Annotated in this window: 28 protein-coding genes; 4 read left to right on the top strand and 24 right to left on the bottom strand. The window is 45.9% G+C overall.

Annotated elements, in window-relative coordinates; all coding sequences use genetic code 11:
• Positions 1-340: 340 nt before the first annotated feature.
• The 3 genes from uvrA to FKZ59_RS05335 all read right to left on the bottom strand — a co-directional run bounded on the left by uvrA (position 341) and on the right by FKZ59_RS05335 (position 5,673).
• Positions 341-3,208: an excinuclease ABC subunit UvrA gene (gene uvrA, locus FKZ59_RS05325; RefSeq protein WP_141601714.1), complete on the bottom strand. Its 2,868-nt coding sequence runs from the start codon at positions 3,206-3,208 to the stop codon at positions 341-343.
• A gap of 61 nt (positions 3,209-3,269) precedes the next feature.
• Positions 3,270-5,252, bottom strand: coding sequence for an excinuclease ABC subunit UvrB (gene uvrB, locus FKZ59_RS05330; RefSeq protein ID WP_141601715.1), 1,983 nt, complete (start codon positions 5,250-5,252; stop codon positions 3,270-3,272).
• Positions 5,253-5,433: 181 nt separating this feature from the next.
• Complete coding sequence (locus FKZ59_RS05335; RefSeq protein WP_141601716.1) at positions 5,434-5,673, bottom strand: IDEAL domain-containing protein; 240 nt, start codon at positions 5,671-5,673, stop codon at positions 5,434-5,436.
• 608 nt (positions 5,674-6,281) lie between these two features.
• Here FKZ59_RS05335 and FKZ59_RS05340 point away from each other — a divergent pair.
• On the top strand, positions 6,282-6,791 hold the full coding sequence (locus FKZ59_RS05340; RefSeq protein ID WP_141601717.1) for a competence protein ComK: 510 nt from the start codon (positions 6,282-6,284) through the stop codon (positions 6,789-6,791).
• Here FKZ59_RS05340 and FKZ59_RS05345 read toward each other — a convergent pair.
• The 6 genes from FKZ59_RS05345 to FKZ59_RS05370 all read right to left on the bottom strand — a co-directional run bounded on the left by FKZ59_RS05345 (position 6,765) and on the right by FKZ59_RS05370 (position 13,239).
• Positions 6,765-7,151, bottom strand: a complete 387-nt coding sequence (locus tag FKZ59_RS05345; protein WP_141601718.1) for a hypothetical protein — start codon at positions 7,149-7,151, stop codon at positions 6,765-6,767. The genes FKZ59_RS05340 and FKZ59_RS05345 overlap by 27 nt on opposite strands.
• A 405-nt stretch (positions 7,152-7,556) precedes the next feature.
• A protein-coding gene (gene prfB, locus FKZ59_RS05350; protein ID WP_141601719.1) for a peptide chain release factor 2 occupies positions 7,557-8,670 on the bottom strand; the annotation gives its coding sequence in 2 pieces (ribosomal slippage) (positions 7,557-8,597 and positions 8,599-8,670; 1,113 coding nt in all).
• A 115-nt stretch (positions 8,671-8,785) separates the two neighbouring features.
• On the bottom strand, positions 8,786-11,293 hold the full coding sequence (gene secA / locus FKZ59_RS05355; RefSeq protein ID WP_141601720.1) for a preprotein translocase subunit SecA: 2,508 nt from the start codon (positions 11,291-11,293) through the stop codon (positions 8,786-8,788).
• A 276-nt stretch (positions 11,294-11,569) separates the two neighbouring features.
• Complete coding sequence (locus tag FKZ59_RS05360) at positions 11,570-11,785, bottom strand: hypothetical protein (RefSeq protein ID WP_141601721.1); 216 nt, start codon at positions 11,783-11,785, stop codon at positions 11,570-11,572.
• Between the two features lie 24 nt (positions 11,786-11,809).
• Positions 11,810-12,640: a bifunctional hydroxymethylpyrimidine kinase/phosphomethylpyrimidine kinase gene (gene thiD, locus FKZ59_RS05365; protein WP_141601722.1), complete on the bottom strand. Its 831-nt coding sequence runs from the start codon at positions 12,638-12,640 to the stop codon at positions 11,810-11,812.
• 212 nt (positions 12,641-12,852) lie between these two features.
• Positions 12,853-13,239: a hypothetical protein gene (locus FKZ59_RS05370; RefSeq protein ID WP_141601723.1), complete on the bottom strand. Its 387-nt coding sequence runs from the start codon at positions 13,237-13,239 to the stop codon at positions 12,853-12,855.
• A 369-nt stretch (positions 13,240-13,608) separates the two neighbouring features.
• Here FKZ59_RS05370 and FKZ59_RS14895 point away from each other — a divergent pair, with 369 nt between their 5' ends.
• Both FKZ59_RS14895 and FKZ59_RS14900 read left to right on the top strand, forming a co-directional pair.
• Complete coding sequence (locus FKZ59_RS14895; RefSeq protein WP_246045823.1) at positions 13,609-13,953, top strand: DMT family transporter; 345 nt, start codon at positions 13,609-13,611, stop codon at positions 13,951-13,953.
• A gap of 18 nt (positions 13,954-13,971) precedes the next feature.
• On the top strand, positions 13,972-14,538 hold the full coding sequence (locus FKZ59_RS14900) for a DMT family transporter (RefSeq protein ID WP_246045824.1): 567 nt from the start codon (positions 13,972-13,974) through the stop codon (positions 14,536-14,538).
• Positions 14,539-14,884: 346 nt separating this feature from the next.
• Here the strand turns inward: FKZ59_RS14900 and hpf are convergent, their stop codons facing one another.
• The 6 genes from hpf to flaG all read right to left on the bottom strand — a co-directional run bounded on the left by hpf (position 14,885) and on the right by flaG (position 18,917).
• A complete protein-coding gene (hpf, locus tag FKZ59_RS05380) occupies positions 14,885-15,436 on the bottom strand; it encodes a ribosome hibernation-promoting factor, HPF/YfiA family (protein WP_141601724.1) in 552 nt (183 codons plus the stop codon).
• 116 nt (positions 15,437-15,552) lie between these two features.
• Complete coding sequence (locus tag FKZ59_RS05385) at positions 15,553-15,948, bottom strand: PilZ domain-containing protein (RefSeq protein WP_141601725.1); 396 nt, start codon at positions 15,946-15,948, stop codon at positions 15,553-15,555.
• A 213-nt stretch (positions 15,949-16,161) separates the two neighbouring features.
• Positions 16,162-16,566, bottom strand: a complete 405-nt coding sequence (fliS, locus tag FKZ59_RS05390; RefSeq protein ID WP_141601726.1) for a flagellar export chaperone FliS — start codon at positions 16,564-16,566, stop codon at positions 16,162-16,164.
• A gap of 55 nt (positions 16,567-16,621) precedes the next feature.
• Complete coding sequence (locus FKZ59_RS05395) at positions 16,622-16,981, bottom strand: DUF2478 domain-containing protein (protein WP_141601727.1); 360 nt, start codon at positions 16,979-16,981, stop codon at positions 16,622-16,624.
• Positions 16,982-16,997: 16 nt separating this feature from the next.
• Complete coding sequence (locus FKZ59_RS05400) at positions 16,998-18,551, bottom strand: flagellar hook-associated protein 2 (protein ID WP_141601728.1); 1,554 nt, start codon at positions 18,549-18,551, stop codon at positions 16,998-17,000.
• A gap of 21 nt (positions 18,552-18,572) precedes the next feature.
• Entirely contained in the window at positions 18,573-18,917 is a 345-nt protein-coding gene (gene flaG, locus FKZ59_RS05405; protein ID WP_141601729.1) for a flagellar protein FlaG, read from the bottom strand.
• Positions 18,918-19,205: 288 nt separating this feature from the next.
• On the opposite strand from flaG, the gene FKZ59_RS05410 reads away from it, so the two are divergent.
• Positions 19,206-19,481, top strand: a complete 276-nt coding sequence (locus FKZ59_RS05410; protein WP_141601730.1) for a helix-turn-helix transcriptional regulator — start codon at positions 19,206-19,208, stop codon at positions 19,479-19,481.
• Between the two features lie 5 nt (positions 19,482-19,486).
• On the opposite strand, the gene FKZ59_RS05415 is transcribed toward FKZ59_RS05410, so the two are convergent.
• The 9 genes from FKZ59_RS05415 to FKZ59_RS05455 form a co-directional block, all read right to left on the bottom strand.
• Positions 19,487-20,332, bottom strand: coding sequence for a flagellin N-terminal helical domain-containing protein (locus tag FKZ59_RS05415; protein ID WP_141601731.1), 846 nt, complete (start codon positions 20,330-20,332; stop codon positions 19,487-19,489).
• A 232-nt stretch (positions 20,333-20,564) separates the two neighbouring features.
• A complete protein-coding gene (gene csrA, locus FKZ59_RS05420; RefSeq protein ID WP_141601732.1) occupies positions 20,565-20,780 on the bottom strand; it encodes a carbon storage regulator CsrA in 216 nt (71 codons plus the stop codon).
• 4 nt (positions 20,781-20,784) lie between these two features.
• A complete protein-coding gene (gene fliW, locus FKZ59_RS05425; protein WP_246045826.1) occupies positions 20,785-21,225 on the bottom strand; it encodes a flagellar assembly protein FliW in 441 nt (146 codons plus the stop codon).
• Between the two features lie 19 nt (positions 21,226-21,244).
• On the bottom strand, positions 21,245-21,799 hold the full coding sequence (locus tag FKZ59_RS05430; protein WP_141601733.1) for a DUF6470 family protein: 555 nt from the start codon (positions 21,797-21,799) through the stop codon (positions 21,245-21,247).
• A 65-nt stretch (positions 21,800-21,864) separates the two neighbouring features.
• Positions 21,865-22,758: a flagellar hook-associated protein FlgL gene (flgL, locus tag FKZ59_RS05435; RefSeq protein ID WP_141601734.1), complete on the bottom strand. Its 894-nt coding sequence runs from the start codon at positions 22,756-22,758 to the stop codon at positions 21,865-21,867.
• 16 nt (positions 22,759-22,774) lie between these two features.
• Positions 22,775-24,349 carry a flagellar hook-associated protein FlgK gene (flgK, locus tag FKZ59_RS05440; protein ID WP_141601735.1) on the bottom strand — a complete coding sequence of 525 codons (1,575 nt, stop codon included), beginning with the start codon at positions 24,347-24,349 and terminating at the stop codon, positions 22,775-22,777.
• Positions 24,350-24,882: 533 nt separating this feature from the next.
• Complete coding sequence (locus tag FKZ59_RS05445; protein ID WP_141601736.1) at positions 24,883-25,380, bottom strand: flagellar protein FlgN; 498 nt, start codon at positions 25,378-25,380, stop codon at positions 24,883-24,885.
• Positions 25,381-25,492: 112 nt separating this feature from the next.
• Positions 25,493-25,756 (bottom strand): flagellar biosynthesis anti-sigma factor FlgM, encoded by a 264-nt coding sequence (flgM, locus tag FKZ59_RS05450; RefSeq protein ID WP_141601737.1) that lies wholly within the window; start codon positions 25,754-25,756, stop codon positions 25,493-25,495.
• 143 nt (positions 25,757-25,899) lie between these two features.
• Complete coding sequence (locus tag FKZ59_RS05455; protein WP_141601738.1) at positions 25,900-26,325, bottom strand: TIGR03826 family flagellar region protein; 426 nt, start codon at positions 26,323-26,325, stop codon at positions 25,900-25,902.
• Positions 26,326-26,866 lie beyond the last annotated feature (541 nt).

Raw genomic sequence — 26,866 nt, forward strand, 5'->3', positions numbered from 1 at the left:
CGTATTTGCCGAGTTTCACTTCTCCCCCCAAGCGGGAATCTCTTGTGCCCAAGGCGAGCCCGTTTATGTCCAAGATGAACTCTTATCCGCCCATGATGATTTCGTTTGTGCCCAAGCCATTACCTTATCTGCCCGAGTTGTCTTCGTATGTGCCCAAGATGGAAGCTTATCTGCCCATGATGATTTCGTTTGTGCCCAAGTGACCTTGTATCCGGCCGAGCCCGGGATTCTACCTTCACTTTCGCAAAGTCATTCCAAATAAAAAAGCGAATGGAGCATATTTTCTCCATTCGCTTTTTTCCGGACTAAAACCATGCAGCCCAACATCATTCCGATATCATCATTTTTCCGATGCCTGCGCCAACAATTGTTCCATGCGCTTGCGGTCGCGTTCCAAAATCGGCTTCAGATATCGGCCGGTATAGGAGTTCGGGTTTTCGGCCACCTCTTCCGGCGTGCCTGTCGCAACGATGGTTCCTCCTTTGTCCCCGCCTTCCGGACCCAAATCGATGATGTAATCGACGGTCTTAATGACATCCAAATTATGCTCGATCACAAGCACCGTATCGCCGTTATCCACAAGACGCTGCAATACTTTGAGCAGCCTTGCGATGTCATCCGTGTGGAGACCCGTCGTCGGTTCATCCAAAATATAGAATGATTTACCGGTTGAACGGCGGTGCAGTTCCGAAGCCAATTTCACCCGCTGCGCTTCCCCGCCGGACAAGGTTGTCGCGGGCTGGCCCAATTTCATGTAACCGAGGCCGACATCCACCAGCGTTTGCAGCTTCCGGTGGATTTTCGGAATGTTTTCGAAAAACTCTGCCGCTTCTTCGATGGTCATGTCCAATACATCCGCAATATTTTTGCCTTTATATTTCACTTCCAGCGTTTCGCGGTTGTAGCGCTTGCCATGGCAGACTTCGCAAGGCACGTACACATCCGGCAAAAAGTGCATCTCGATTTTGATGATGCCGTCGCCGGAGCAGGCTTCGCAGCGGCCGCCTTTGATGTTGAAGCTGAAGCGTCCTTTTTTATAGCCGCGCACTTTCGCCTCGTTGGTGGAAGCAAACACTTCCCGGATATCGTCAAACACGCCCGTATAAGTGGCCGGATTGGAACGAGGCGTGCGGCCGATCGGCGACTGGTCGATATCGATCACCTTATCCAAATGTTCGAGGCCTAGAATTTCTTTATGTTTTCCCGGTTTCGTTCTAGCCCGGTTCAATTCCTGGGCCAGTCTCTTATACAGAATTTCGTTCACCAATGTAGATTTTCCCGAACCGGAAACGCCGGTCACCGCCACGAACATCCCCAGCGGAATATCCACATTGATTTTTTTCAAGTTGTTCTCGGCGGCCCCTTTGATCGTAATCTTGCGGCCGTCCGGTTTTCTCCGCTCGCGGGGCAGCGGAATGAATTTCTTGCCGCTCAAATATTGCCCGGTGATGGATTTTTCATTTTTCATCACTTCTTCCGGCGTTCCGGCGGCGACAATCTCCCCTCCTCGGGAACCGGCGCCAGGACCCACATCAATCAAATAATCCGCCGCAAGCATCGTATCTTCATCGTGTTCGACCACAAGCAATGTATTGCCGAGATCCCGCATTTGTTGCAGCGTATGAATCAGTTTATCATTGTCCCGCTGATGCAATCCGATGGACGGTTCATCCAGCACATACAATACCCCCGTTAAACGGGAGCCGATTTGCGTCGCCAGCCGGATCCGCTGCGCCTCCCCGCCGGATAGCGTGCCGGCTGTCCGGCTCAACGTCAAATATTCCAGTCCCACATTCAATAAAAATTCCAGACGGTCCCGGATTTCCTTCAAAATCAGGCGCGCAATCTGCATGTCCTTTTCGGATAGCCGCAGTTGGAAGACGTACTCGTACAACTCCTCCACGGATAAATCCGTGATTTCCGCGATATTCTTGCCGTCAATTTTCACGGCAAGGCTCTCCGGCTTCAACCGTTTGCCTTTGCAGGTCGGACATTTCTGCTCCGTCATGAATTTCTCCATCGTTTCACGGACCCAATCGGAAGTCGTTTCCCGGTAGCGCCGTTCAATGTTGTGGACGACTCCTTCAAAAACGATTTCTTTGTCGTGGACGCTGCCAAACTCGCTTTCATAATAAAAGTGAATTTTTTCTCCATTGGAACCATATAAAATGATGTCGAGCTGTTCCTTCGTCAATTCGGAAACCGGCACATCCATCGGAATGTTGTAATGGCTGCACACCGCTTTCAAGAGCTGCGGGTAGTATTGGGAGCTTGTCGGTTCCCAGGGAGCGATGGCATGTTCTTCAAGGGTTTTGCTCCAATCCGGTATGACCAGATCGATGTCCACTTTCAATTTGGAACCGAGCCCGTCGCATTCCGGACATGCCCCGAAAGGACTGTTGAAGGAGAACATGCGCGGCTCCAGCTCCCCGATGGAAAAACCGCAGATCGGGCAGGCATGATGCTCGCTGAACAGCAGTTCCTCATGCCCCATCACATCGACGATCGCCCGGCCATCTGCCAGTTTCAGCGCCGTTTCAAGGGAGTCGCTCAACCGCGCTTCAATCCCCTCTTTGATGACAATCCGGTCCACCACCACTTCGATATTGTGCTTTTTATTTTTATCCAGTTCAATGTTGTCATCCAAATCACGCAGTTCCCCATCGACGCGGACGCGGACATAGCCCTGTTTTTTCAAATCTTCCAGAAGCTTCGCATGCGTCCCCTTTTTCCCGGAAATCACCGGCGCCAATAGCTGCACCCTCGTCCGTTCCGGATACTCCAGGATGCGGTCGACCATCTGCTCGATCGTCTGGGAAGTGATTTCGATCCCGTGGGTCGGGCAGACCGGCTTTCCGATGCGGGCAAACAACAGGCGCAAATAATCGTAGATCTCCGTCACGGTGCCGACCGTTGAACGGGGGTTTCGGCTCGTCGTTTTTTGGTCGATGGAAATCGCCGGGGACAGCCCTTCGATGGAATCCACATCCGGCTTGTCCATTTGCCCCAAAAATTGGCGGGCATAACTGGATAAAGATTCCACATATCTCCGCTGACCCTCGGCATAAATCGTATCGAACGCCAAGGAAGATTTCCCGGAACCGGAAAGGCCCGTCAACACGACGAGCTTGTCCCGTGGAATCGTCACATCAATGTTTTTTAAGTTATGGGAACGTGCACCCCGCACGACAATTTGTTTATTTTCCACATTCGTCACCTTTCTATTTGCCATTCAAACATGGCGAAATTTCTGAGGATAAATTCCTCCATTACATTTCGGCTTTCAATTCAAAGATGGTGTCACGCAATTCGGCGGCCCGTTCGAAATCGAGCGCCTTCGCTGCTTCCTTCATTTCCTTTTCGAGGGACTCTATTAATTTTTCCAATTCGGATTTTGTCAATTTCTTGCCTTTCGTGATTTTTGTAATATATTTCTCTTCCTCTTCCGCTACATGAGTGGCGCGAATCAGTTCAGGAATTTCTTTCCGGATCGTTTTCGGCACGATGCCATGTTCCTTATTATAGGCTTCCTGGATGGAGCGGCGGCGCTTCGTTTCCTCTATCGCCCTTCTCATCGATTCGGTAACCGTGTCCGCATACATGATGACGTGGCCGTTGGCATTCCGCGCCGCCCGTCCAATCGTTTGGATCAAGGAAGTTTCCGAACGCAGGAATCCTTCTTTATCCGCATCGAGGATGGCAATCAATGATACTTCCGGAATATCCAATCCTTCCCGCAGCAAATTGATGCCGACGAGCACGTCGAACGTTCCTTTTCTTAACTCGCGGATGATTTCAATCCGCTCAAGGGTTTTGATTTCCGAGTGGAGATAGGCGACTTTGATGCCGATTTCTTTCAAATAATCGGTCAAGTCTTCCGCCATCTTTTTCGTCAGCGTCGTGACGAGCACCCGTTCATCTTTTTTCGCCCGTTTTTGGATTTCATCCACCAAATCATCAATTTGCCCCTCGCTTGGGCGGACATCGATGGTCGGATCGAGAAGCCCCGTCGGACGGATGATTTGTTCAACCATCTCGTCGCAATGTTCTTTCTCATAGGGACCCGGAGTGGCGGATACATAAATGATCTGGTTGATGTGCTTTTCAAACTCTTCAAAAGTCAACGGGCGGTTATCTAATGCGGAAGGCAGGCGGAATCCGTAATCGACCAGCACCTGTTTCCGGGAACGGTCGCCGTTGTACATGCCCCGGATCTGAGGCAGCGTGACGTGGCTTTCATCCACAACGATCAGAAAATCATCAGGGAAATAGTCGAGCAACGTATATGGAGTCGCTCCCGGTTCGCGCAATGTCAAGTGGCGGGAATAGTTTTCGATGCCAGAGCAATAGCCCATTTCCCTCATCATTTCCAAGTCGTACTTTGTGCGCTGTTCCAACCGCTGCGCTTCCAAAAGCTTTCCTTCTGCCCGAAATTTTTCAAGCTGCTCTTCCAGTTCTTTCTCGATATTTTCAATGGCTTTTTTCATTTTGTCTTCTCTTGTAACGAAGTGGGAAGCTGGATAAATGGCCACATGATTTCGATCACCAATGATTTCTCCAGTCAATGCATCTACTTCCCGAATGCGGTCCACTTCATCACCGAAAAATTCAACGCGTATGCAATGTTCATCCCGGGAAGCAGGGAAAATTTCTACCACATCGCCGCGCACTCGGAACGTTCCCCGCTGGAAGTTCACATCATTCCGTTCATATTGGATGTCCACTAAGCGGCGGAGCAATTGGTTCCGTTCGATTTCCATGCCTTTTCGGACCGATACGACCATCTCGCGGTATTCATCCGGATCCCCCAGGCCGTAGATGCAGGAAACGGATGCCACAATGATGACATCCCTTCTTTCAAACAGCGCGCTGGTGGCGGAGTGGCGCAATTTATCAATTTCGTCGTTGATGCTGGCATCCTTTTCAATGTATGTATCCGATTGCGGCACATACGCTTCCGGCTGGTAATAGTCGTAGTAGCTGACAAAATATTCTACCGCATTGTTTGGAAAAAATTGTTTGAATTCGCTGTATAATTGGCCGGCGAGGGTTTTATTGTGGGCAATGACCAGCGTCGGTTTATTGACTTCTTTAATGACGTTCGAAATGGTGAACGTTTTTCCGGTACCCGTCGCCCCGAGCAGCGTCTGGTGTTTCTTTCCTTCCTTGATGCCCTGTACAAGCTTGGCAATCGCTTGCGGCTGATCGCCGCTCGGTTCATAGGGAGCATGCAATTCAAATGCATCAGCCATCATTCACTCGTCCTTTCCCAATATGTCGTATGAATATTTTAGCATAACCCCTGCCAAATATCATTTATTTTGCGAACGTACATTCTGAAAACAGGTTCCGGAAAAGCAACAAAAGGCCGCCCTTGCACAGCTTGTATTATAAAGCGTGTGCGAAAGGCGGCCTTTTTGAATGGGACGTGGCTCACTTTAACGATTCCTGCAACTCTTTTAATTCCTTGGCGTATTTGTGGAATGCTTCCTCATCTCTTTCGTCCAATGCTTGATCGATGAATTCTTTCAGCTGCTCAATCCGGTGCAATCTTTGCAAACGATTCAAGAACAGATCCACGTAGATTTCATTGAGCAATTTCTCCGAGTCGTTGATTTCCGGGTTTGACCCTGCGGCACTTGAAAAGTTTGCGTAATAATTGTTTTTATCCATCGACATCACCCCGATTCCTTTTTTCTATTATAAAAAATCGTGAGTGAATTTTCAATATTTTTAGAAAAATAAAATTCTTGCAGTATAATTTTGGGCATTTCTGCTTCCTTTTTTTCTTTTTCCTTATGTGTAAATTTTCATATATGTGCAGAATTAAACTTTCTTCCGAAATCCTATTCCACGATCGGGATCATTGAATTTGCTGTGCATTCCCGAAAAGATCCGGCACCCTTTTTTTTCAATTCAATATTTTCAGAATTTTGCGTTGATTTTCCCATCCCTACTCAGTATTATGAAAATAAAACTATATAATTCCCATTTTTTAATAATTAATGTATATATTGGGTATCCCTTCTTATTCTATTTATCCTAGAGGTTTAAAAAGTTCCCCTGCCTGTTCCGTTCAGATAAAATCCTTTATTTTGTCTTTAATTTAACAATATTTCTCTTTTATTTAATTTTTTTCTATTTCCCTGTTGACACGATGATGGTTTGTAAGTATTATGAAAATGTAACTATTAAACTTACAAAAAATTAAAATAATAGAATAATATGGAATTTACAAACCAACAAACACTATAACAAATGAATAGGAGAGGTGGAATTTTATGACAACTGTAAAAAAAGTAAAGTCATATTATATTTCGCCTAAAACTTATACAATTGAACCTATTGAATATGAAGGCAAAACTTGCTCGCGCGTTTCCGAAAAATCTTCTGTCTACATCGTTGAAAAAAAGCCGTACAAAATCGTTGATGATACATACAGGAAGCTTGGTTCGACCTACCAGGCGGCCATCGATTTTTCAAAAAGGTTTTTGGGGAACAGAAAGAAAGTCCCAATCGTTGTTCCCTACCAGCAGCTTTACAGCTTGATTCCCGTTTTCTCGCCTCATTCCCTGAAAAACATTTGGATTTCGCAGCACGCCATACACAAAATCCAACAAAGCAAAGGGAAGACGATTGTCATTCTAAAAAATGATGATGTCATTCATCTGCCAATCCACTACCTTTCCTTTATGAGTCAATTTGGAAACGCCACGCTGCTGCTAAATCATGCCATTGAAGAACGGGCAGAGATTCAAAGAACGTTAAGTTTTCTCGACGACCTCGAGTGACGGATTGGAAGCTTTCGTTAAGTAGAGGTTCAGCAACTCTTCCACCCGGTTCCTCAACCGGATGTTGGAATATCTTCTGACTTCCATGACATGCTTATAATAAAAGCGATACTCTGTAAATAAATCATCGCTTCCCCCTCTTTCCACTTTTAAGAAGCGTCTTTTTAAATAGGATTTTGCTTCTTGCAAATCGCTCATGGCCAGCCTTTTGGCTTCTTCGATCAAATGAAGGTAAGGTCTTTTCAGCTTGAAAGGGCCCTGTTCGATGAACCTGCAATCTCTTTCCAAAATGGTAATCAACATCGGCAAATAAATGGCTGATTCCAAATGAGGGACAGCTTCAATCGGAATATGCGCCATATCAATTCCTCCTTAAAAGATTGCATCAGGATACGAACAAACGTTCTGTTCTTATTATAGAACATTTTTGTACAAAAATGCAATGCTCTTCAAAACCTTCCCCAAAATGAATAAATGGGCGGACCGGGAAATTTGAACATTTCCCCGGTCCGCCCGCTAGCGTTTTTTCGGGCCCCTCCATCAGCCTGCTTCATCAAAGCGCGCGGGCACGGCCAAAAATCGTGCTGAGACGGCTTCTTTTCGGCTGTCGCATGCCCGCAGATGAAGTGCGGCGGAGATAGCCGAACCTTCTCCGGATGCCGCAGGAACAACGATGCAAAATCGAAACTTGCCCATTTATTATTAAAAAAAAAAGCGTCCGGAAAGCCTGAAACTTTCCGGACACCCTTTTCAATTTCCCGACCATTATTGATTTTTTGATGCGATTTGAGAGCGCAAATACGCATTGATGAATTGGTCGATGTCTCCGTCCATGACCGCCTGCACATTGCCGGTTTCCACATTTGTCCGGTGGTCTTTTACCATGGAGTATGGATGGAACACGTAAGAACGGATTTGGGAGCCCCATCCGATTTCCTTTTGCTCTCCGCGAAGCGCCGCAAGTTCCGCTTCCTGCTTTTCGATCTCCAATTGATACAATTTCGCTTTCAGCATGTTCATCGCTTTTTCGCGGTTTTTGATTTGCGAACGCTCCGCCTGGCAGGAAACCACAATGCCTGTCGGGATGTGGGTGATGCGGACCGCGGAATCCGTCGTGTTGACGTGCTGTCCGCCCGCGCCAGTGGAACGGTATGTGTCGATTTTCAAATCTTCCGGACGGATTTCGATTTCGATTTCATTATTGAATTCAGGCATCACTTCGCAGGACACGAAAGATGTATGACGGCGGCCGTTTGCATCGAAAGGAGAGATGCGCACGAGGCGGTGCACCCCTTTTTCCGCCTTCAGGTAGCCGTAAGCGTTATGCCCTTTGATGAGCAAAGTCACCGATTTGATGCCCGCTTCATCCCCCGGGAGATAATCAAGGGTTTCCACTTTGAAGCCGTGTTTTTCCGCCCAGCGCGTATACATGCGGAGAAGCATGGAAGCCCAGTCCTGGGATTCGGTGCCTCCCGCGCCGGGATGAAGCTCCAAAATGGCATTGTTTTTATCGTAAGGTTCGCTTAATAGAAGCTGCAGCTCAAAATTTTCCAATCTTTCTTCAAACTCTTTCAATTCCTTGGCAAGCTCGGCCTGAAGTTCTTCGTCCGGCTCTTCTTTCAACAATTCAAGGGTCATTTCCAAGTTTTCCTGAGTCGAAGTCAATTCGTTGATTTCATTGACAATCGCTTTTAATCCATTGACTTCATTGATGACAGACTGGGCTTTGTTTTGATCGTCCCAGAAATCGGGAGCCATCATGATCTCTTCCAGCTCCCGGATGCGCGCCTCTTTGTTTTCTAAGTCAAAGAGACCCCCTGAAATCCGCCAATTTCTTGGCTGTAGTTTCCAACGCGTTTCTTACTTCCGATAATTCCATAAAGTTTCCTCCATCTTAAATTAGATTTGACAGAACAAAACCGCGCCATCAAAAGATGACGACGGTTTAGGATAATCGAAATGTATTTGGGCAAAGGGTGCGAAATCAAGAAATATTACGATACCGCACCATGGCAGTTTTTGTATTTTTTGCCGCTGCCGCAAGGGCATGGGTCGTTTCTTCCGATGTTTTGTTTTTTGCGGAATGGCTGGCGTTTCGGCTTTTCGCCTTCCTCTTTCGGATTCACCGCCTGTCCTTTCGCCACTTCTTCCCGCTCCAGATTGCTGCGGATTTGGGCTTTCATGGCATATCGAGTAACATCTTCGCGGATGGCGGCAATCATTTCCTCGAACATCGCGAAACCTTCTTGTTCATATTCGCGCAATGGGTCTGTTTGTCCATATGCGCGTAGATGGATTCCTTGGCGCAATTGGTCCATTGCGTCGATATGATCGATCCATTTCGTATCGATGGAGCGGAGCAAGATGACTTTTTCGAACTCGCGCATGCGCTCCGGCGTCATTTCCTGCTCCCTTTCATCATAGCGTTCCATCGTTTTATTGAAGATGAACTCGATCATTTCTTCCGGCGATTTATCTTGAAGATCTTGGGCCGTAATCTCGCCTTCATCGAGAAGGTTGGCTTTGATGTAATCTTCCATCGCCTTGAAGTTCCAGTCTTCTTTATTTCCTGCAGTATGCGCATTCACCATGTTTTCGATGGATTCGCGGATCATGTTTTCCACGACTTCGCGCATGTTTTCCGTTTCCAACACCGCGTTCCGTTCGCGGTAAATCACTTCGCGTTGTTGGCGCAACACTTCATCGTACTGCAACAAGCGTTTCCGGGCATCGAAGTTGTTGCCTTCCACGCGTTTTTGGGCAGATTCCACCGCTTTCGATACCATTTTGGATTGGATCGGCTGGGAATCGTCCATGCCCAATTTCGTCATCATGGCTTTCATGCTGTCGGATCCGAAACGGCGCATCAATTCATCTTCAAGGGACAAGTAGAATTGGGATTCGCCCGGATCCCCCTGGCGTCCGGAACGTCCCCGCAACTGGTTGTCGATGCGGCGGGATTCGTGGCGTTCCGTACCGATGACCGCAAGGCCGCCAAGCTCTTTGACCCCTTCGCCGAGCTTGATGTCCGTACCGCGGCCGGCCATGTTCGTCGCAATCGTTACGGCGCCTTTTTGTCCGGCCTGTGCGATGATTTCCGCTTCCCGTTCATGGTTTTTCGCATTCAATACGTTATGCGGAATTTTCCGTTTCTTCAACATTTCCGAAATGATTTCGGATGTTTCGATGGCCACTGTACCGACCAGCACCGGCTGTCCTTTTTTATGGCGGCGTTCGATATCATCGACAACCGCTTCAAATTTTCCTTTCATCGTCGCATAAATGAGGTCCGGTCTATCGATGCGGATGACCGGTTTGTTTGTCGGGATGACCACCACATTCATATTGTAAATATTTCGGAATTCCTCTTCTTCCGTTTTTGCCGTACCGGTCATGCCGGCCAATTTTTTATACATGCGGAAGTAGTTTTGGAATGTGATCGTTGCCATCGTCATGGATTCGTTTTGGATTTCCACGCGTTCTTTCGCTTCGATGGCCTGATGGAGACCGTCGGAATAACGGCGTCCTTTCATCAAACGGCCGGTGAAGCTGTCAACGATGATAACTTCCCCGTCCTGCACCACATAGTCCACATCGCGGTGCATCGCCACGTGGGCTTTCAAGGATTGGTTGATGGCATGAAGCAGGCGCACATGGGACAAATCGTACAAGTTGTCGATGCCGAACGCTTTTTCCGCTTTTGTCATACCGCTTTCCGTAAGGGTCACGGCTTTCGTCGTTTCATCGTAAGTGTAATCTTCATCCGCTTTCAATGTACGGACGAACGCATCCGCCTGAACATAAAGTTTTGGAGAACGTCCGGATTGGCCGGAAATGATCAACGGCGTTCTGGCTTCATCGATCAAAATGGAGTCCACTTCGTCGATGATGGCAAAGTTCAACGGACGTTGCACTTTATCTTCTTTATAAAGCACCATGTTGTCGCGCAAATAGTCGAATCCAAGCTCGTTGTTTGTGCTGTATGTAATGTCCGCTGCATAAGCCTGACGTTTTTCTTCTTTGGACAAGCTGTTTAAGTTCAATCCGACCGTCAAACCTAAAAATTCATAGAGTTTGCCCATTTCAGTGGCGTCCCGTTTGGCCAAATATTCATTGACTGTCACGACATGGACGCCTTCGCCTAGAAGGGCATTCAAATAGACGGCCATGGTGGAAGTCAATGTTTTCCCTTCGCCGGTTTTCATTTCGGCGATGTTGCCGTCATGAAGAACGGCGGCCCCCATCACTTGCACACGGTATGGATACATGCCGAGCACTCTCCGGGAAGCTTCGCGGCAGACAGCGAAAGCTTCAGGCAACAAGTCGTCCAAACTTTCGCCGTTATGATAACGTTCTTTGAATTCATCCGTTTTGTTCCGGAGTTCTTCATCCGTCAATTTTTCCATTTGCGGAGCCAATGCATCCACTTCATCCGCGATTTTGTTTAACCGTTTTAGTTCTTTTTTGTTCGGATCGAATATTTTATTTAAAATGTTAGCCATTGACATTCTTCACTTCCCATTCAGTCTTAACTTTTATTTTATCATTGCAGGAATTCCGGCGCAAATAAGCGCACCATTTGTTTCGCGAATCATTCCCGACGGGCGCTGGATGATTCCGAAATTGGGCACGCCATTATGCCGGCCATATTTCATTATAGAGCAAAAAGGCCGAAAGAGAATAATTAATATATGAAAGAATTCGGAATTTACCATGTTTATTATTGCGCAAAATGATGAAATAGACAATAAATAGGAACGTTGAAAATCTATGGAATTTCAAGGGGAAAGGATTGCCGGTGCCGGGAATCTTTTTATGGTTTCATGGGCAAAGTTGAACCGTAAAACGGCTTGGAGGTGGAATGTAAAAGCGGTTTTGATCTTCCCGGGCATCATAATGCGATGGATGCGGAGGGCGATGATGAAATGCTGTGCATAAAGGGGAATCAGGCATGGATGAAAAAGATGAGGGGAAGGCAGCCGAATGCCGGACATCCGGCAACCGCCGCCTTTTTCAAATCACGCTTCGAGTTCTTCAACCGTTACTTCATCTTCGCCATATAATTTATAGGCGCGATGATCGATCATGCCAGGGGCAAATTCGAAAGGAATGAAACGTTTAATGCCCGCTGTCACGAATTGCTTAGCGCTCAATACGGCTTCTTCGATCGGCTTTCCTTTTGCCAATTCCGCCGTGATTGCTGCAGAATAGGAGCAGCCGGCACCATTCGTATGAATTGTATCGATACGAGGTGCTTCCAATTTCAACATTTTATTCCCATCGTACAAAATGTCAACTGCCGGGCCTTGAAGCCGGCCGCCTTTGACCAAAACATATTTTGGACCAAGCTGCAATAAGTCTCTTGCCGCGTCCTGCAAATCCTCAAGCGACTGGATTTCCCGGCCGCCAAGCAAATAAGAGGCTTCCGGCATGTTTGGCGTAATGATGGTCGCTTGTGGAATCAATTTCGTTTTGAGCGTTTCCATCGCATCAAAATCGAGGAGTGGCGAACCGAATTTCCCGAACATCACCGGATCGACGACGATGTTTTGGATGGAAGTGGTCTGCAGCCAATTCGCCACAAGCTCGATGATTTCCTTTGAAAACAGCATGCCTGTTTTCAATGCATCTATATCATCTTGTTCATTGATGATAAGCAGCTGCGCTTCAATGGCGTCCAAAGGTTGGATGAATAATCCCTGTTCTTTGCTTGGATGTTTGGCGTTGATGGCAGTGATGGCCGTAAACCCGTATACCCCAAGCTCCTGGAACGTTTTCAAATCCGCCTGGATCCCGGCGCCACTGCGGGCCGCGGCCCCTGCTACTGAACATGCTTTCGCTAGTGTCATGACTCTACTCCCTTTATCTTGCAAATTAAAGCTTTATATTTAATTTTACCTTTCATTCTGGCTTAATGGAAATATTCAGAACAGGCGAATTTCAACAGGTCAGATTTCAGAATGAGGCTTGGAAATGGAAAATTTGTGGAGATAAGGTTCCAGCTGGGGCATTTTGAAATCAAGCTTGGGCACTTAGAAACCAAGCTTGGGTACTTAAGTTTTTATCTTGGGCGGATGGGATTCGGCTTGGGCAGATAGCGGTCAGCTTGGGCGCATACAAGATCCACTTGGGCATTTATGTTGCCAGCTTGGGCAGATAGAATTTCCCCTTGGGCAGATGAAGCAACAACTTGGGCAGATAAAGTTACGGTTTGGGCACATATGAAATTCACTTGGGCAGATAAAAATCCCGCTTGGGCGCATACGAAATTACCTTGGGCAGATAAAAATCCCACTTGGGCGCATACGAAATCCACTTGGGCAGATAAGTATCCCGCTTGGGCGCATACGAAATTACCTTGGGCAGATAAGTATCCCGCTTGGGCGCATACGAAATTACCTTGGGCAGATGCATATCCCACTCGGGCATTAAAGACTCTCTTGGGCACTTATATTCCCAATTCGGGCATTCAGTATTCTCCCTGGGACAGATACATAACCAACTAAGATATTTAATAATCTCTTGCGCGCTTCCAATCCTATCCCATGCATTTCCCCATCATATCCCCATACCACTCCTGCCCACCCGGGAACCTTCCGCAAACTTCCTCCATATACTAATGAACAAACCTGAAAAACGTTGTTCGGACCATTCTCAGCAATTTGCGCTTGCAAACCATTTACCGGGAACCGGTCTACTCTCACCATCCGCCGAAATGAAATCACAAGTCTTAACAACTTCCTTAATCTGCGCCATTTCCATATTTCACATCTCAAAACAAACCGTCCCATTACTTTTCACGGAAGAAGGTTATCCATTGACAGAAAATAAATATCCCCTCGTTTCCTATATTCTGCTGGCGTTGTTGATTATCATTTGGGGTGTGAGTTGGCCGATTTATAAGCATGGGGTCCAATTTATGCCGCCGCTCCTTTTCGCCGGAATCCGTTCCTTTATCGCGGGCACCCTATTATTTCTCTTCGCGTGGAAATTGCGGCATCACATCCGGTTCAAAAAGCATTGGAAGCTATATGTCATTTCGGCCATTTTGAACAACGTCCTCTATCTTGGGCTGCAGACGGTCGGGATGATATATTTGCCGGGAGGGCTGTTTTCGGTTCTTGTCTACATCCAGCCCGTGATTCTGGGCATCTTGTCCTAGTGGTTTTTGAATGAAGAAATGACCATTGCGAAAATATTCGGGCTGGTGCTCGGGTTTATCGGCATCGTGTTCGTCAGCATCGACGGGCTGATGATCCACCTCTCCGCCATCGGGGTGTTCCTGGCCCTCGCCACGGCGATCGCCTGGGCCGGCGGGGTCGTGTTCGTCAAAAAATTAAAAAATCAAGTCGATTTTTATTGGATGGTCGTAATGCAGCTGTTGCTTGGCGGAGGAACGCTGCTCGTCTCCGGGTATTTCGTTGAAGGCGTGCAAACCATCGTCTGGAATGCGGACCTGATCGGCACCATCGCTTGGGGCGGAACGGCTGGCATGGCCGCGGGGCAAGTGATTTATTTTAAATTGATGAATGAAGGGGAGGCAAGCAAAGTCGGCGCCTGTACCTTTTTGGTGCCGATTATCTCGGTGGCGGTCAGCGCGATCTTTCTGGATGAAGCGGTCACAAGGAATTTGTTTATCGGCATGATGTTGGTCGGCACGAGCATTTATTTGGTGAACCGCCATAAAGAAAGCTCTGACAAGGAAATCGTTGGACCCTCAGGCCACCGGCTGCCAAAAAAGGAATAAACCCGGCAACCCCGGAACGTCTCCAAACCAATGAACAATCGAATTCATCCGGATCAATCATGATATCCGAATCCGGAAATCGGCGTTCTCGACAATGCGGCTGGGAACGTCTGCACTTCTATTTACATCAACCATGAAAACGTGCGCCAACAAGCTAATACGGACACAATCTTCCGTTCCAACGAAGCCGTTTACCCGATTCCATCCGGAAAAAAGACGCTTTTTCCACCTCATGACAACCGTCCTATCATGGCCGATTGGTCAACCGTCCAAAAACCGCATATAAATAAAAAAGCTCCCTGCTGCATCAGCAGAGAGCCAAAGGTTTCGATTTGCAACCCCTTACTCAGCTTGTTTCAATTAAGCCGTATTTGCCGTCTTTCCGTCTATAGACAATATTTGTGCTGTTTGTTTCGGCATCTGTGTAAATATAGAAGTCATGTCCGAGCAAGTTCATTTGGAGGATGGCCTCGTCTTCGTCCATAGGTTTCAAATCGAATTGTTTTGTACGGACAATTTCGAATTCTTCTTCCTTGCCGTTTTCATTGTTGTTTGGCACTGTATTTGCAAAGTACACACCGACACCTTCACGTTCACGAAGTTTGCGGTTGACTTTTGTTTTATGTTTACGGATTTGGCGTTCCAATTTATCGACAATCAAGTCAATCGCTGCATACATATCATCATGACGTTCTTCAGCACGGAGAGTCAAGTTTTTCAATGGAATCGTTACTTCCACTTTTGTCTTTTTGTCATTGTACACTTTCAAGTTTACGTTTGCTGTTGCGTTAACTCCTTGGTTGAAATATTTTTCAATTTTTTGAACTTTGTTTTCCACATAGTCCCGAAGAGCCGGAGTTACCTCAATGTTTTCACCGCGAATGTTAAAGTTTAGCATAGTGAACTCCTCCTTTACTTACCCTATGGTAACTATATTCTACATAAGTTTGTAAAATCCTTCTACAATCTATGTAATGATTTAATGAATTCGACAAATTTTCAAAATTGTCAAAATTATATATATTTTTCTGCAAAAACTTCTTTTCTCCGCCGGCTTTTCATTTCACGGATAATCAATTCTTCTATCCCCGGCTGATTTGCAAAATGCAGCCCAAAATGGATGCCGGGTTCCAAATTTTTGATCCAGCGGACTTGCCCGATGGCCCGGATTTTCGTAATATCGAGCACAAAATGCATTTCCAGCTGCAGCATGCCGATGGAATGTTTAAACACATCGTATACATCCAAATCGGTGAACACTTTCATGCCGCGGGGGCTGATATCGACAATTTTGCAGGAATGCAGCCCATGATCAATCCGCCGGCCATTCATCAGCACGGAAAATTGGGCATCCAGCGGCGGATTGAAAACAAACCGAAACCCCTCTTTGCGTTTATATTTCTTTTTCATAGATCCAATTCCTCCAAAACGCCCATACACTAGCTCGTCTTATTCTTTATATCGATTATACAAGGCAAATGTCCACAAAAAAAACATTTTTTCACAACTTCTTCATAATTAAAAACACCTTGCATCCAAAATCAAGGATGCAAGGTGAATGAAGAGGGTAGACATGTATAGCAGGAGAGAAAACAAGGGAAATACACAAATAAATATCAATTATTACACTTGTTGCACGTTTTGGTATTGCTGGCTGCGGTTGATCCGGATGACTTCTTTCCAAGTATCGCGGAACTCCGTCACAAGCCCGATCACTTCATCCACAATGCCAGCATCATTTTTCATGTTCGCCTCAATCAGACGGCGGTTCATGTATTCATATAATGAATACATCTGCTTGGAAATCTCATAATCCATATTGAGGGTGACCATGAGCTCGGTAATGATATTTTGCGCTTTTTGGAGGTTTTTATTTTTTTCTTCGTAATCTTTTTCGTCGATGGCTTTCTTCGCCACGTTTAAAAATTTGATGCAGCCGTTGTACAGCATCAGGGTGAGCTCGCCGGGCGAAGCGGTGTTGATGCTGTTCTGTTTGTAGGCGTTGTACGCTGTGTTGGCTAAAGTCATAAGGGACACTCCTTTTTTCATAGTAGAGGCAAGCAATCAATTCGTCCATTGAACATCAGCTTTTTCTGTCGTAATACTTGCCGTCCATCACTTGAACGCTTGCGTAAGGGTTGATGTACCGCTTTTCATGTTTTTTTGTTTTTTGAAGATTTTTCATGTCCAGCTTGATCGCTTCCATAACCTGTTCCAACCGCTGTTTGATGCCTTCATCCAACTTTTTGAGCAAGACGTGGTCCTTATTATGGGAATCCAATTGGATGTTGTTTTGGACAAGCGATTCGATAAGCCGTCCACGTTCATTCAACAATCGGTCAACATCTTGTAGGAATGCGTCCCGCTGTTCCCCATGCGGAACCGATTCAAGCACTTGATAGAGCTTCGCGGAAACTTGAAGCAATTGTTGCTGTGTGTCCATTTGTTATGAACCCCAATCAATAATTAAAATATTGCCCCAACAACATGCTGGATTGGCTGTTGGCTTCGTTGATCATCTTTTCCATTCGGGTGAATTGATTCCAATATCGTGTTTCAATGGTGATCAATTTATTTTTCCATTCTTCAATACGCTTATTGATATCGCGCAAATAACTTCCCAACGTGTATTGGGTTTCGTTCATCGAAGCTCTGCCGGCACGTTTTTCGATCTTCAGCTCAATTTTGTTAATCTCATCGCGGATTTTCCGCAAATAGCCCCGGGTATCGGCCGCTTTCGTTTCACCATTGACCGTGACAGTGGCGTTCTTATCTCCGGTCATTGTTAATAATTGCGCTACCGCCTCCGGATCTTCTTCCAATGCCTTGCGCAATTTGTCTTCGTCGATTTCCAATGTACCGCCGGAGAGATAATTTTTCGATGTCATAATGCCAATGCTGAATAAAGTATTGTATTTCGGATTGGACACGGCAGGATTCGATTCGTAAATCAATGAACGGAGGGAAGCCAATCCTTCCCGGATAATGTCATCGTTACGCAATAAACCGCTTTTCGCCTTTTGTTCCCATAATTCAATTTCTTTGTCTTCCATCTCTTCTCTTTGCAAGGAAGTCAAAGGCGGATAACCGCGATATTTTTGCTCGGTGATTTTGGAGTTCAAATCTTTGATCAATTCATTGTAGGTTTTAACAAAGTCTTTAATCCGGTTGATGATTTCATCGACATTCGTTGAAGAAGAAATGGAGACTTCCGTATTGAATGTTTCTTTTAAAGTGAGGGTATAACCGGCAATACTGAATGTATTCGTTGAACGTTCCGTTTCAATGCCGTTGACCGTAAATATGGCATTCGTTCCTCTTTGGGTCACAATATCATTTGGATTATCAAAATTGAAAGCTGCGAACAAATCCGATCCGGAATCAATGACGATTTCGCTATCTCCATCTGTCACCCTGCCGGTATGGTTAGCTGTAATGGACAGCTTCCCGTTTTCAAAGATGGCAGTAACACCCGCGTTGCTGCTGTTGAGCTTTTTCACGAAATCATTGATGGTCATGTCGCTCGAATATTCAATTTTGACAGCTTCCGCCGCCAAAGTGCCGTCTTTTTGAATCGCCCGAATTTCAATATATTGCTGGCCGCCTGGAGGCAGCGCCACGCCGGAAGCGGCGAAAAGCTCTGCGATTGTGCTCGTTCCCGTAACGCCATCGACTTTGTTGCTGATGGCGCGGGCAGCTTTTGCCAATTGGGATACATTTTCAATCGTCAATGTCCCGCTGGCGGCATTCGTGGCAACAGCAGACACATATTGCTCATTGGAGGAAGTTGCCGTTTTGGTATTTAAACTTTTCAGAAAAAAATTATCTGCCAAATATGTATCAAAAGTCGTCAGTTTTGTATTGATTTCCCGGTAGGCGTCCCGCTGCCATTCATAAATTTGCTTTTTCTGCTCCAATTTATCCAACGGCGCCCGTTCAGCTACCATCAATTTTTCGACGATGCTGTCAATATCCATGCCGGAAGCCAGTCCGCCGATTCTCATTGTAGACATGATCCAACCACTCCAATGCAATTAAATTTTTTCATCGACAAGGATACCCATCAATTTTTGCATTTCATAGTAAGCATCCAGAAATTTTTTCGGAGGGATTTCCCTCACGACCTCCTGCGTGTCCACATCGATCAACTGGACATAATACTCCCCAAGTTCTTCGTGGTATACAAATTTTAATTGTCTATAATCGATTTTTATAAACTCATTGATGGAATCAATGGCGTTCCGGATTTGCTCCTCTGAAATTTTGATTGGTGCATTCGCATCGAACGCCTCGTTTTCCACGTTGTTTTTAGACGCTTGTGAATCAGTTGAATTGAATGAAAACATTTTGTCGATTGCACCTTTAAAATCAACGCGCATATGTATTCCTCCAAAATATGATTCCTAATAGTTTTATCGGACGGAGACGGAAATAGTTTAGAGGAATGAAGCGCTGGATGAATTATTTTTCCGAAAAAACGGATTCGGATTTCAATAAAAGACGGTATAACAGGAATATATGTTCTGTTTTTTGAGGAAACATTCAACATCGAATTTAGCATTGGGAAGAGAAAAGACGGGCACGGCGCGATTCTGAGGTTCACCAGAGTGGAGAGGACGTTTCAGTTTCTCGATCTGATTTCTCCTTGTGTACAGGATTGCGGCAGCATGAAATATAAAGGGGATTGGAATTGGCGCTTCGAAAGAGAAAAAGAAATATATCGGCAGCAGTTTCCCGATTATGAATTGCTGACGTCCAGTTCAGATAGACACAAAAACTATTCGCCTCAGGAAACCGAAATCCTTATGGCATTATATAAAGAAGGAAAAACGTATCGGGAAATTGCGGAAGAGTTGGGAAGGTCATACTGGTCGGTGGCATATAAGCTCGCCGAAATGAGAAAGGAAAAGAGACTCCGGCAAGGCCAGAGTCTCTTGTTTTAGAAATATTAGCGCAACAATTGAAGAACGCCCTGAGGCATTTGGTTGGATTGGGCCAACATTGCCTGAGCCGCCTGAGCCAAGATGGAAGCTTTTGTTTGTTCCATCATTTCTTTCGCCATATCTACATCACGGATACGGGATTCTGCAGCTGTTAAGTTTTCAGCGGCGTTGTCCAAGTTAGCGATTGTATGCTCTAAACGGTTTTGAGTAGCACCTAACAGGGAACGTCCTGCAGAAACTGATTTGATTTGATCGTTGATTGTTTCAATCAGAGCAGTTGCAGTTGCGCTATCAGCTACATCAGTAGCACCTAATCCACCAACTGCTGTTTCAATATCAGTAAGATTGATTCCGGCAGTTGTAAAATCAACAGTCATAATTTGGCCATTATTTGCGCCAACTTGGAATGTAACTGTACCAGCGCCATCTCCAGCTGTTCCATCTAAAAGGTTTTGTTCGTTGAACTGAGTTGTATCTTTAATTCTTGTAATTTCTTTTCCTAATTCTGTCAATTCTTGTGCGATTGCTTGGCGGTCAACTTCAACGTTTGTATCGTTTGCAGCTTGCACTGCTAATTCACGCATACGTTGAAGAATAGAATGTACTTCGTTTAAAGCACCTTCAGCAGTTTGAATCATAGAAATGCCATCTTGCGCATTCTTAGACGCCATTTGTAAACCGCGGATTTGGCCGCGCATTTTTTCGGAAATGGAAAGACCTGCAGCATCGTCTCCGGCACGGTTGATGCGAAGGCCGGAAGATAATTTTTCCATTGATTTGGATTGGGCATTCACTGCCGCGCTTAATTGACGATGTGTGTTAAGAGCTGCGATATTGTGGTTGATTCTCATTTGAAATTCCTCCTTGAATATTGTTTTTGTCCACTTCCTTGTGAACGTTTTTGATTATGTATTCCTAAATTCCTATGCAGAAGAGAAACAAGCCGGCCGGAACTTGTTTCCCTTGCTTACACCATTAATATCGGTGAACATTCAAAATGTTTAAGCCCTTTTTTAAAAAATTTCTCATTTCTCATTTAAAAATTAAAACCGCTCAGCAACTTTTGTCGCCGAGCGGGGTGGTTCATTTCAAATTCTTTTTTAACACATCCAAACTTTTCACGACGGCTTCCGTATTGGATTCCAGGACTGCCTGCCTCAATTCCCCGCGAACGATGTCCACATGTTTCGGGGCCCGGATGCCGATCTTTACTTGATCACCTTTCACTTCCGTAATGACAATTTCGATATCGTCTCCAATCCAAATCGTTTCGCCCGGTTTTCTTGTCAGTACCAGCATATGCTCACCCCTTCTCACTTTGCAGATCCAGTTTGTGGCGGATGGCATATGCCTCATCATTCAAGATGACTTGCTTCGCTTTTTTGTTCCGCGTATTCACGACAAGCGGCGCCCTCAAATTGGCCGTTGATTCGGCCAATGTGTCTTTCAATGTCACAATCACAAATACGGCCACTTCCTCTTCGCTCCGGATGTCCAGCGCATGAACCGTTGCCTCGTCGATTTCAAAGTCATAGTTTTCCTTAATGATATACGGGCTCGTGATGATAAAGGCCAAGTCTTTTGTTTTCACTGATTGAAGGATTTGAAAGGCGCCGTTTTCCCCGAGGGGAAGCTGAATGAATTGCTTTTCCCCTTCAAATCCCGGAATGCCGTGTTCAAAATTCAAAATCATCGTCGGATCGATGGTCATTTCACCCATATACGCTGTTTGAATGTTCATCATTTAACGACTCCTTACTGGTTTATACAAGCCAATCAATTCTTACTGATGGATAGTATACCATGCCGATGTTGACTTTTCCCGGTATATACTCATGAACCGGTTTATTGATTTTGGTATTGTTGATCACTTTTTGCGGTTCGATACGGATATCCACTTTGGCAGGCTCATAATGGATTTTCAAACTGCCGGGCTGCGGAATAAATTTGATATTTAAACTTGTATATGGCTGCCAATCTCTTAATTTTGCCTGTTCCGCAATAGGATTCCCGCCGTCTTCGATACGCATTAATTGCTGTCCTTCCTGCGCCCTTCTTGCAATGCCTTCCAAAACATCTTGCCTTCCCTGCCAGGCCATTTCCGCAATTCGTGACCGTGCGTTTTGATAACCCATACTTTCCCTTGCTTCATAAGCATCGATGAATAATTCGGACGGCGTTGTTTCAATGGTCATCTTTGCTTTCGGTTGTTGGAGATCGAGTTCGGCTTTTGGCTGCACGATTGTTTGGACCGGTTTCGTCGTGGTAATGCCAATCAGCGCATCGGTTGTCTCGATTCGGATTTTTGGGATATTCATCAAATTCCCCCTTGAAAGAAAGCGTTTGGATGGTCTCCAAACGCTTCGTAATGTTCATTGATAAATTATCTCATGAAATCCACCAAAGTCGGCTGGATGATGCGGGAGCCCACCGAAAGTGCGGCGCGGTGAATGGATTCCTGGGTAATTAAATCCGTAATGGATTTTTCATAATCAATATCTTCATTTTCGGACATTTGTTTTGTAGCAATGATTTCCTGGGATTGCAATCGATCATCCATCAGTTCAATGCGGTTTTGGCGTGCGCCGACATCCGCCCGGGTTGACAATAGTTCATCCATTACGCTGTCGATATCATTCAAATATGAAGATAATTCATCCGCGCTCTTAAAATCGATTGTCGCATCAATATCCGCAAACATGGAATCGATTTTTTTGAACAACTCAATCGGAGTTGTATTGATTTGGATGCTGATACCGTTGAAAACTTCGATTTCAATCGGTTTAGTGAATGCCGCTTTTTCGTCATCAGCCGCTGTATCAATGGAAAATTGGCCGTTCTCAAAAGGCGGAGTCGTTGTTTTGGTTCCGCTGAATATGTATCGATTTCCGATTTTCGTATTGGCCAAATTCTGAATATGTTCCCGCAATTGTTGCAGCTCGCTGTTGATTTGCAGACGTTCTTCCGGTGTCACCGTGTCAGTAGATGCCTGGACCATCAATTCCCTCGCGCGCTGCAGAGCCGAACCGATCTTGTCCAGCGCATCATCGGTTGTATTCAGCCAGTTGTAAGCTTCACCGATGTTGCGGGAATATTGTTGGACTTTGTTTAATTCGGCGCGATACCCGATCCCTTTCATGACAATGACCGGGTCATCGGAAGGACGGTTCACTTTTTTTCCCGTTGTGATCTGGTCCTGATATTTCCCCAATTTCGAGTAACTTGCAGAAAGATTTTTCAACAAATTATTAGAAAGCATTGACTGTGTCACGCGCATGGCGGTCACCTCCTACCTATAGTCCAACACGGCCCATTCCGTTAATGATTTTGTCCAATGTTTCATCAATTACCGTAATCATTCGGGCGTTTGCATTGTAAGCTTGTTGGAATGCAATCATATTCGTCATTTCTTCGTCGAGGGAAACGGAACTGATGGATGCCCTTCTTTCGGAAACGGATTGCTGCAATGTCAAGGCGTTATAAGTCAAACGCTGGGCTTGTTGACCATCGACGCCCAATTGGCCGACAATTCCTTCAAAGCAGCTTTGAACGCTTATGTTTCCAAGGCCCGCAATGGGATTGAACTTCAAATTGGCAAGGGCCAATGCATTTTTTCCGTTTCCCGGCTCGGCCTGATGTTCCGGTGAGTTTGATGCCGCAATCTTATTTGGATCATTGACGATTTCATTCGAAACATAAATATTTCCTGCAGTGATGTTTACAACATCAGCGGTCTCTTTATTAACAAAAAAGTTGACGCCTTTAGCCCCATCCAAATCGGTTCCGGATGTGTGAATGTTGTTGAATGCCTCCGCGAATTCCTTTGCCAATGTATTGATCTTCTCAAGCATTTCAGGGAAAAGGCCTTTTTCGGTACCATCTGCCGCCACATAGCCAAATGAATCCACCAGGGATTTTAATTTACCTAAATTGCTGAAGCTGTCGATACTGAATGGCCCTCCATCCCAGTCATTTCCTGATGGGATATCGTTTCCTTGGCTGTCTACCAATTTGAACCCTTGTACACTGTTTTCTGGCGTCAGGCCATCGCTTGTGTCTCCATCTATTCGGAACTGAACGAAGTCTTTGCCATCAATCAATTTCACTTTTGTTCCATCTTTCAGCTTCAAATACACTTTGACAGGGCCTTCCGCAATTGGAAGGGCATTACCGCCGGATTTGCCATACTCCAATTCAATCGGAAAATAGGTGGACAATTGGTCAAGCAACTTATCCCTTTCATCATACAAATCATTTGGCATGTAGCCGTTCGGTTCCACCGTTTGAATCTGATGGTTGAGCTGTGCAATTTGCTGCAACACGGAGTTGGCATCTCTCAACAGAATGCCGATTTCATTGCCGGCATTTTCTTTCAACTGCTGAATTGAATTATGTATGTAATGAAAAGAATCAGCAACCGCAATCGCCCGCTGTACGACTACCGCCCGGGCGCCTCCGTCTTCCGGCTGTACGTGCAAGTCCTGCAAGGCATTCCAAAACTCATCCAATGCTTTTGCCAAACCGTAATCGGATGGTTCATTCAAAACGTCTTCCAATTGGCTGATGGCCTTGGATCTTGCCTCCCAATACCCCAATTTGTTCGTTTCTTGACGATATTGCTGGTCAACAAAGGCATCCCATATCCGCTGTACCGATCCTGCTTCTACACCCGTCCCGATATGTCCCGCCGTTTTGGGAGCGTTCAAGCCGGAGCCGGGATAGCCGAGGGTCGGCTGCATGTTGACCCGCTGCCGGGAGTAGCCTTCCGTATTGGCGTTGGCGATGTTGTGTCCCGTTGTATATAAAGCGCTTTGCTGCGTGAACAGGCCGCGCTTGCTTGTTTCCAGTCCCATGAATGTGGAGCGCATAAGGTCTCCTCCTTGCAAAAAATTTCTTTCGCGGAAAGGTCGTCTTCCGCTGCCTATATTAATATGGAAGGAAATCGCAAATCCTTCCGAAGTTAGAAAGAAGAAGGGGGCTTCAAATCAAGCCGAATTCTATAGGCAAAGCCAGAGAGGGGTTCAGGTTCCGAATCGGCCAGAGATTCCGCTTTTGCTTCAAATGTATTTCCGAATCCTGCAATATGTATCGAAAGGGTCCATGAAAGTCCCTTCCGGCGTGAAAAATATGTATGGTTGCTTGCGAAAGGATCGGAATTTAAGATTCCCCTTTCGCGAAGATTTCCCGATTCCCGCGGAATGAGGAATGCTCCTCCTGATGGTCCCAAGGAATCTTCCAAAACCCCCTCCTTAAAGGGGCGCCAACCATTCTGCCATCTGTACATTGGGATTCAAAGAGCCGCTCCAACCTGAATGCCAATGTTTGCGAATTGCCCATCCGCGAAATTCTGCCGTCTGCCGTAAATCTGGAATCGCGGATTACCCCAAATCAGTCCCTAAACCTACACCTGCGAATCGAACAGCGACTGCCGGGAAGCGCCGCCTCCTTGCGACATCCTGCCGGAATAATTGATCGGCTCAGCCTGCGGACGCAACATGTTCAATGTGACATTCACAAACTGCAATGAGTTCAAAATCAACTGTTGGTTCAACTCATTTTGCCGTTTCAACGCTTCAATCACATTCATCAACCGGCTTCGCACGTCAGCCAGCCGTCTCCGTTCCTCCTCATCTTCCACCGCTTCCATCAGCTCCGCAACGGTCGGCGGGCCGGACACTTTCAATCCTTTCGCCCGGAAATATTCCTTCACCTTCTCCTGCCGCTGCGCCTCCAGCTGCTCGATGGCCGCCACGTGGGATTGCTCGATTTTCAGTATGTTGTTCAATTCATCCACGTCGTTGTGTTTCACAAGTTCTGTTTTTTGATGGGCGTAATCAAGCAGGCTCTTATGCATTTTCTCAAGTTTTTCCAAAATTGAAAGAATCGGTTGAATGGACATGGTTCGGTACTCCTTTATATCCTTTTAAGAAACCTTTTCATCGGGCTTTCGCCATTGGCAAGCTCCTTGAAAAAATTTTTCCGCAATGGACAGAAGCTTTTTCAAAGTTGCGTCATTTCCGGTAAAATCTCAGCAGATCCTCCGCCAATTTGTGCGCATCCACCTGATATTGGCCGGATTGGATTTGCTGTTTAATGCGCTGGATTTTCTCCGCGCGCTCTTTCTTATAATCGGACGCAATGTGCAATTCTTTCGCCGCATCCGAAATTTCGATTTTATCTACATAATGGGCAGATTTTTCTTTCGGCGCAGCCACATTGCGGATCTGTTTGCTATACGGATTCACTGAATTTGTTTGAACTGGATGAATTTCCACAAGTTAGCCCCCTTCCTTTAACCTGTCTAATTCTTATTTCGGTTTGTTCACGAAAATGTTAAATAAAAAATAAAAAAACTCACATTCCCGTTATAATGATTAAGTATATCAACAATGGGGATGTGAGCAAGGTTATGTATGATTTAATCCTTGTTAATTTTTTCGCGGTCTGCCAAGTATGTATTTCTTTCATGTTTTTTTATGTTTTCCCGGAATTCCTTTGCCGCTTCAAAAGCGCGCAAATCCGATTTCAATTCTTCCGTGCAGCGTTCGCATAATCTCCCTTTTTTTGTCAACCGTCCGCAATTGTCGCAGGGGTAGCCCAGGTTCGGGAATACAGCCGGATGCAGGCGTCCTTTCCGCACCCATTTAAATAACAATTCCCTGTCGACGCCGGTCGCTTCAACGATCCGATCCACCGTCGCCGCGCGGTTCTCCCGTTTTCTCAAGAAACGATAGACGATTTGATACAGTTCTTCTTCTTCTTTGGCACACTTATAACAGACATCATTGAAGCCGGTATAGTTGAAAAACTCCCCGCATCTGGGACAATTCCGGATTTCTGCCACGACAATCCCTCCTATCCAAAAAATCTGTATTTGCCATTTATTATACATCAATGAATGCGGTTGCATAAGGAGATTTTCCATTCGTGCAAGTTCTTATGTGATCAAGGGGAGTATCCTTATGGCCAAGGGGATTCCTATGTGCCCAAGGGGTGTTTTCATGCTACCAAGATGAATGCCCTTCTGCCCAAGGTCATTCTCTATCTGCCCAAGATAGCTCTCCATCTATCCGAGGGGATTCCCTATGTGCCCAAGATGAAATCCCATATGCCCAAGGTGTTTTTCCATGTGCCCAAGATGAAATCCCATATGCCCAAGGTGTTTTTCCATGTGCCCAAGATGGATTCTTTTATGCCCAAGGGAGATTTCCATAGTGCAAAATGAATTCTCATATGCCAAAGCCCATTCCCTATATGACCAAGCTGATTTTACATCCGCCCCAGCACATCTCGCATAAACCCCACCCGCACAAGTTTGCTCTCCATCCGTACAAAAAACCGACTTCCCTGACCGCTCCCCAAAGAAATAAAAAAAACGAGCGGGT

Source organism: Ureibacillus terrenus, from assembly GCF_006569205.1.
GTDB lineage: Bacteria > Bacillota > Bacilli > Bacillales_A > Planococcaceae > Ureibacillus > Ureibacillus terrenus.

Coding starts and splice junctions, on each gene's coding strand:
- uvrB (WP_141601715.1), bottom strand. CDS start 5,252: ATGGCTGATGCATTTGAATTGCATGCTCCCTATGAACCGAGCGGCGAT.
- FKZ59_RS05335 (WP_141601716.1), bottom strand. CDS start 5,673: ATGGATAAAAACAATTATTACGCAAACTTTTCAAGTGCCGCAGGGTCA.
- FKZ59_RS05340 (WP_141601717.1), top strand. CDS start 6,282: ATGACAACTGTAAAAAAAGTAAAGTCATATTATATTTCGCCTAAAACT.
- FKZ59_RS05345 (WP_141601718.1), bottom strand. CDS start 7,151: ATGGCGCATATTCCGATTGAAGCTGTCCCTCATTTGGAATCAGCCATT.
- secA (WP_141601720.1), bottom strand. CDS start 11,293: ATGGCTAACATTTTAAATAAAATATTCGATCCGAACAAAAAAGAACTA.
- FKZ59_RS05360 (WP_141601721.1), bottom strand. CDS start 11,785: ATGTCCGGCATTCGGCTGCCTTCCCCTCATCTTTTTCATCCATGCCTG.
- thiD (WP_141601722.1), bottom strand. CDS start 12,640: ATGACACTAGCGAAAGCATGTTCAGTAGCAGGGGCCGCGGCCCGCAGT.
- FKZ59_RS14900 (WP_246045824.1), top strand. CDS start 13,972: ATGACCATTGCGAAAATATTCGGGCTGGTGCTCGGGTTTATCGGCATC.
- hpf (WP_141601724.1), bottom strand. CDS start 15,436: ATGCTAAACTTTAACATTCGCGGTGAAAACATTGAGGTAACTCCGGCT.
- FKZ59_RS05385 (WP_141601725.1), bottom strand. CDS start 15,948: ATGAAAAAGAAATATAAACGCAAAGAGGGGTTTCGGTTTGTTTTCAAT.
- fliS (WP_141601726.1), bottom strand. CDS start 16,566: ATGACTTTAGCCAACACAGCGTACAACGCCTACAAACAGAACAGCATC.
- FKZ59_RS05395 (WP_141601727.1), bottom strand. CDS start 16,981: ATGGACACACAGCAACAATTGCTTCAAGTTTCCGCGAAGCTCTATCAA.
- FKZ59_RS05400 (WP_141601728.1), bottom strand. CDS start 18,551: ATGTCTACAATGAGAATCGGCGGACTGGCTTCCGGCATGGATATTGAC.
- flaG (WP_141601729.1), bottom strand. CDS start 18,917: ATGCGCGTTGATTTTAAAGGTGCAATCGACAAAATGTTTTCATTCAAT.
- FKZ59_RS05410 (WP_141601730.1), top strand. CDS start 19,206: ATGAAATATAAAGGGGATTGGAATTGGCGCTTCGAAAGAGAAAAAGAA.
- FKZ59_RS05415 (WP_141601731.1), bottom strand. CDS start 20,332: ATGAGAATCAACCACAATATCGCAGCTCTTAACACACATCGTCAATTA.
- csrA (WP_141601732.1), bottom strand. CDS start 20,780: ATGCTGGTACTGACAAGAAAACCGGGCGAAACGATTTGGATTGGAGAC.
- fliW (WP_246045826.1), bottom strand. CDS start 21,225: ATGATGAACATTCAAACAGCGTATATGGGTGAAATGACCATCGATCCG.
- FKZ59_RS05430 (WP_141601733.1), bottom strand. CDS start 21,799: ATGAATATCCCAAAAATCCGAATCGAGACAACCGATGCGCTGATTGGC.
- flgL (WP_141601734.1), bottom strand. CDS start 22,758: ATGCGCGTGACACAGTCAATGCTTTCTAATAATTTGTTGAAAAATCTT.
- flgK (WP_141601735.1), bottom strand. CDS start 24,349: ATGCGCTCCACATTCATGGGACTGGAAACAAGCAAGCGCGGCCTGTTC.
- FKZ59_RS05445 (WP_141601736.1), bottom strand. CDS start 25,380: ATGTCCATTCAACCGATTCTTTCAATTTTGGAAAAACTTGAGAAAATG.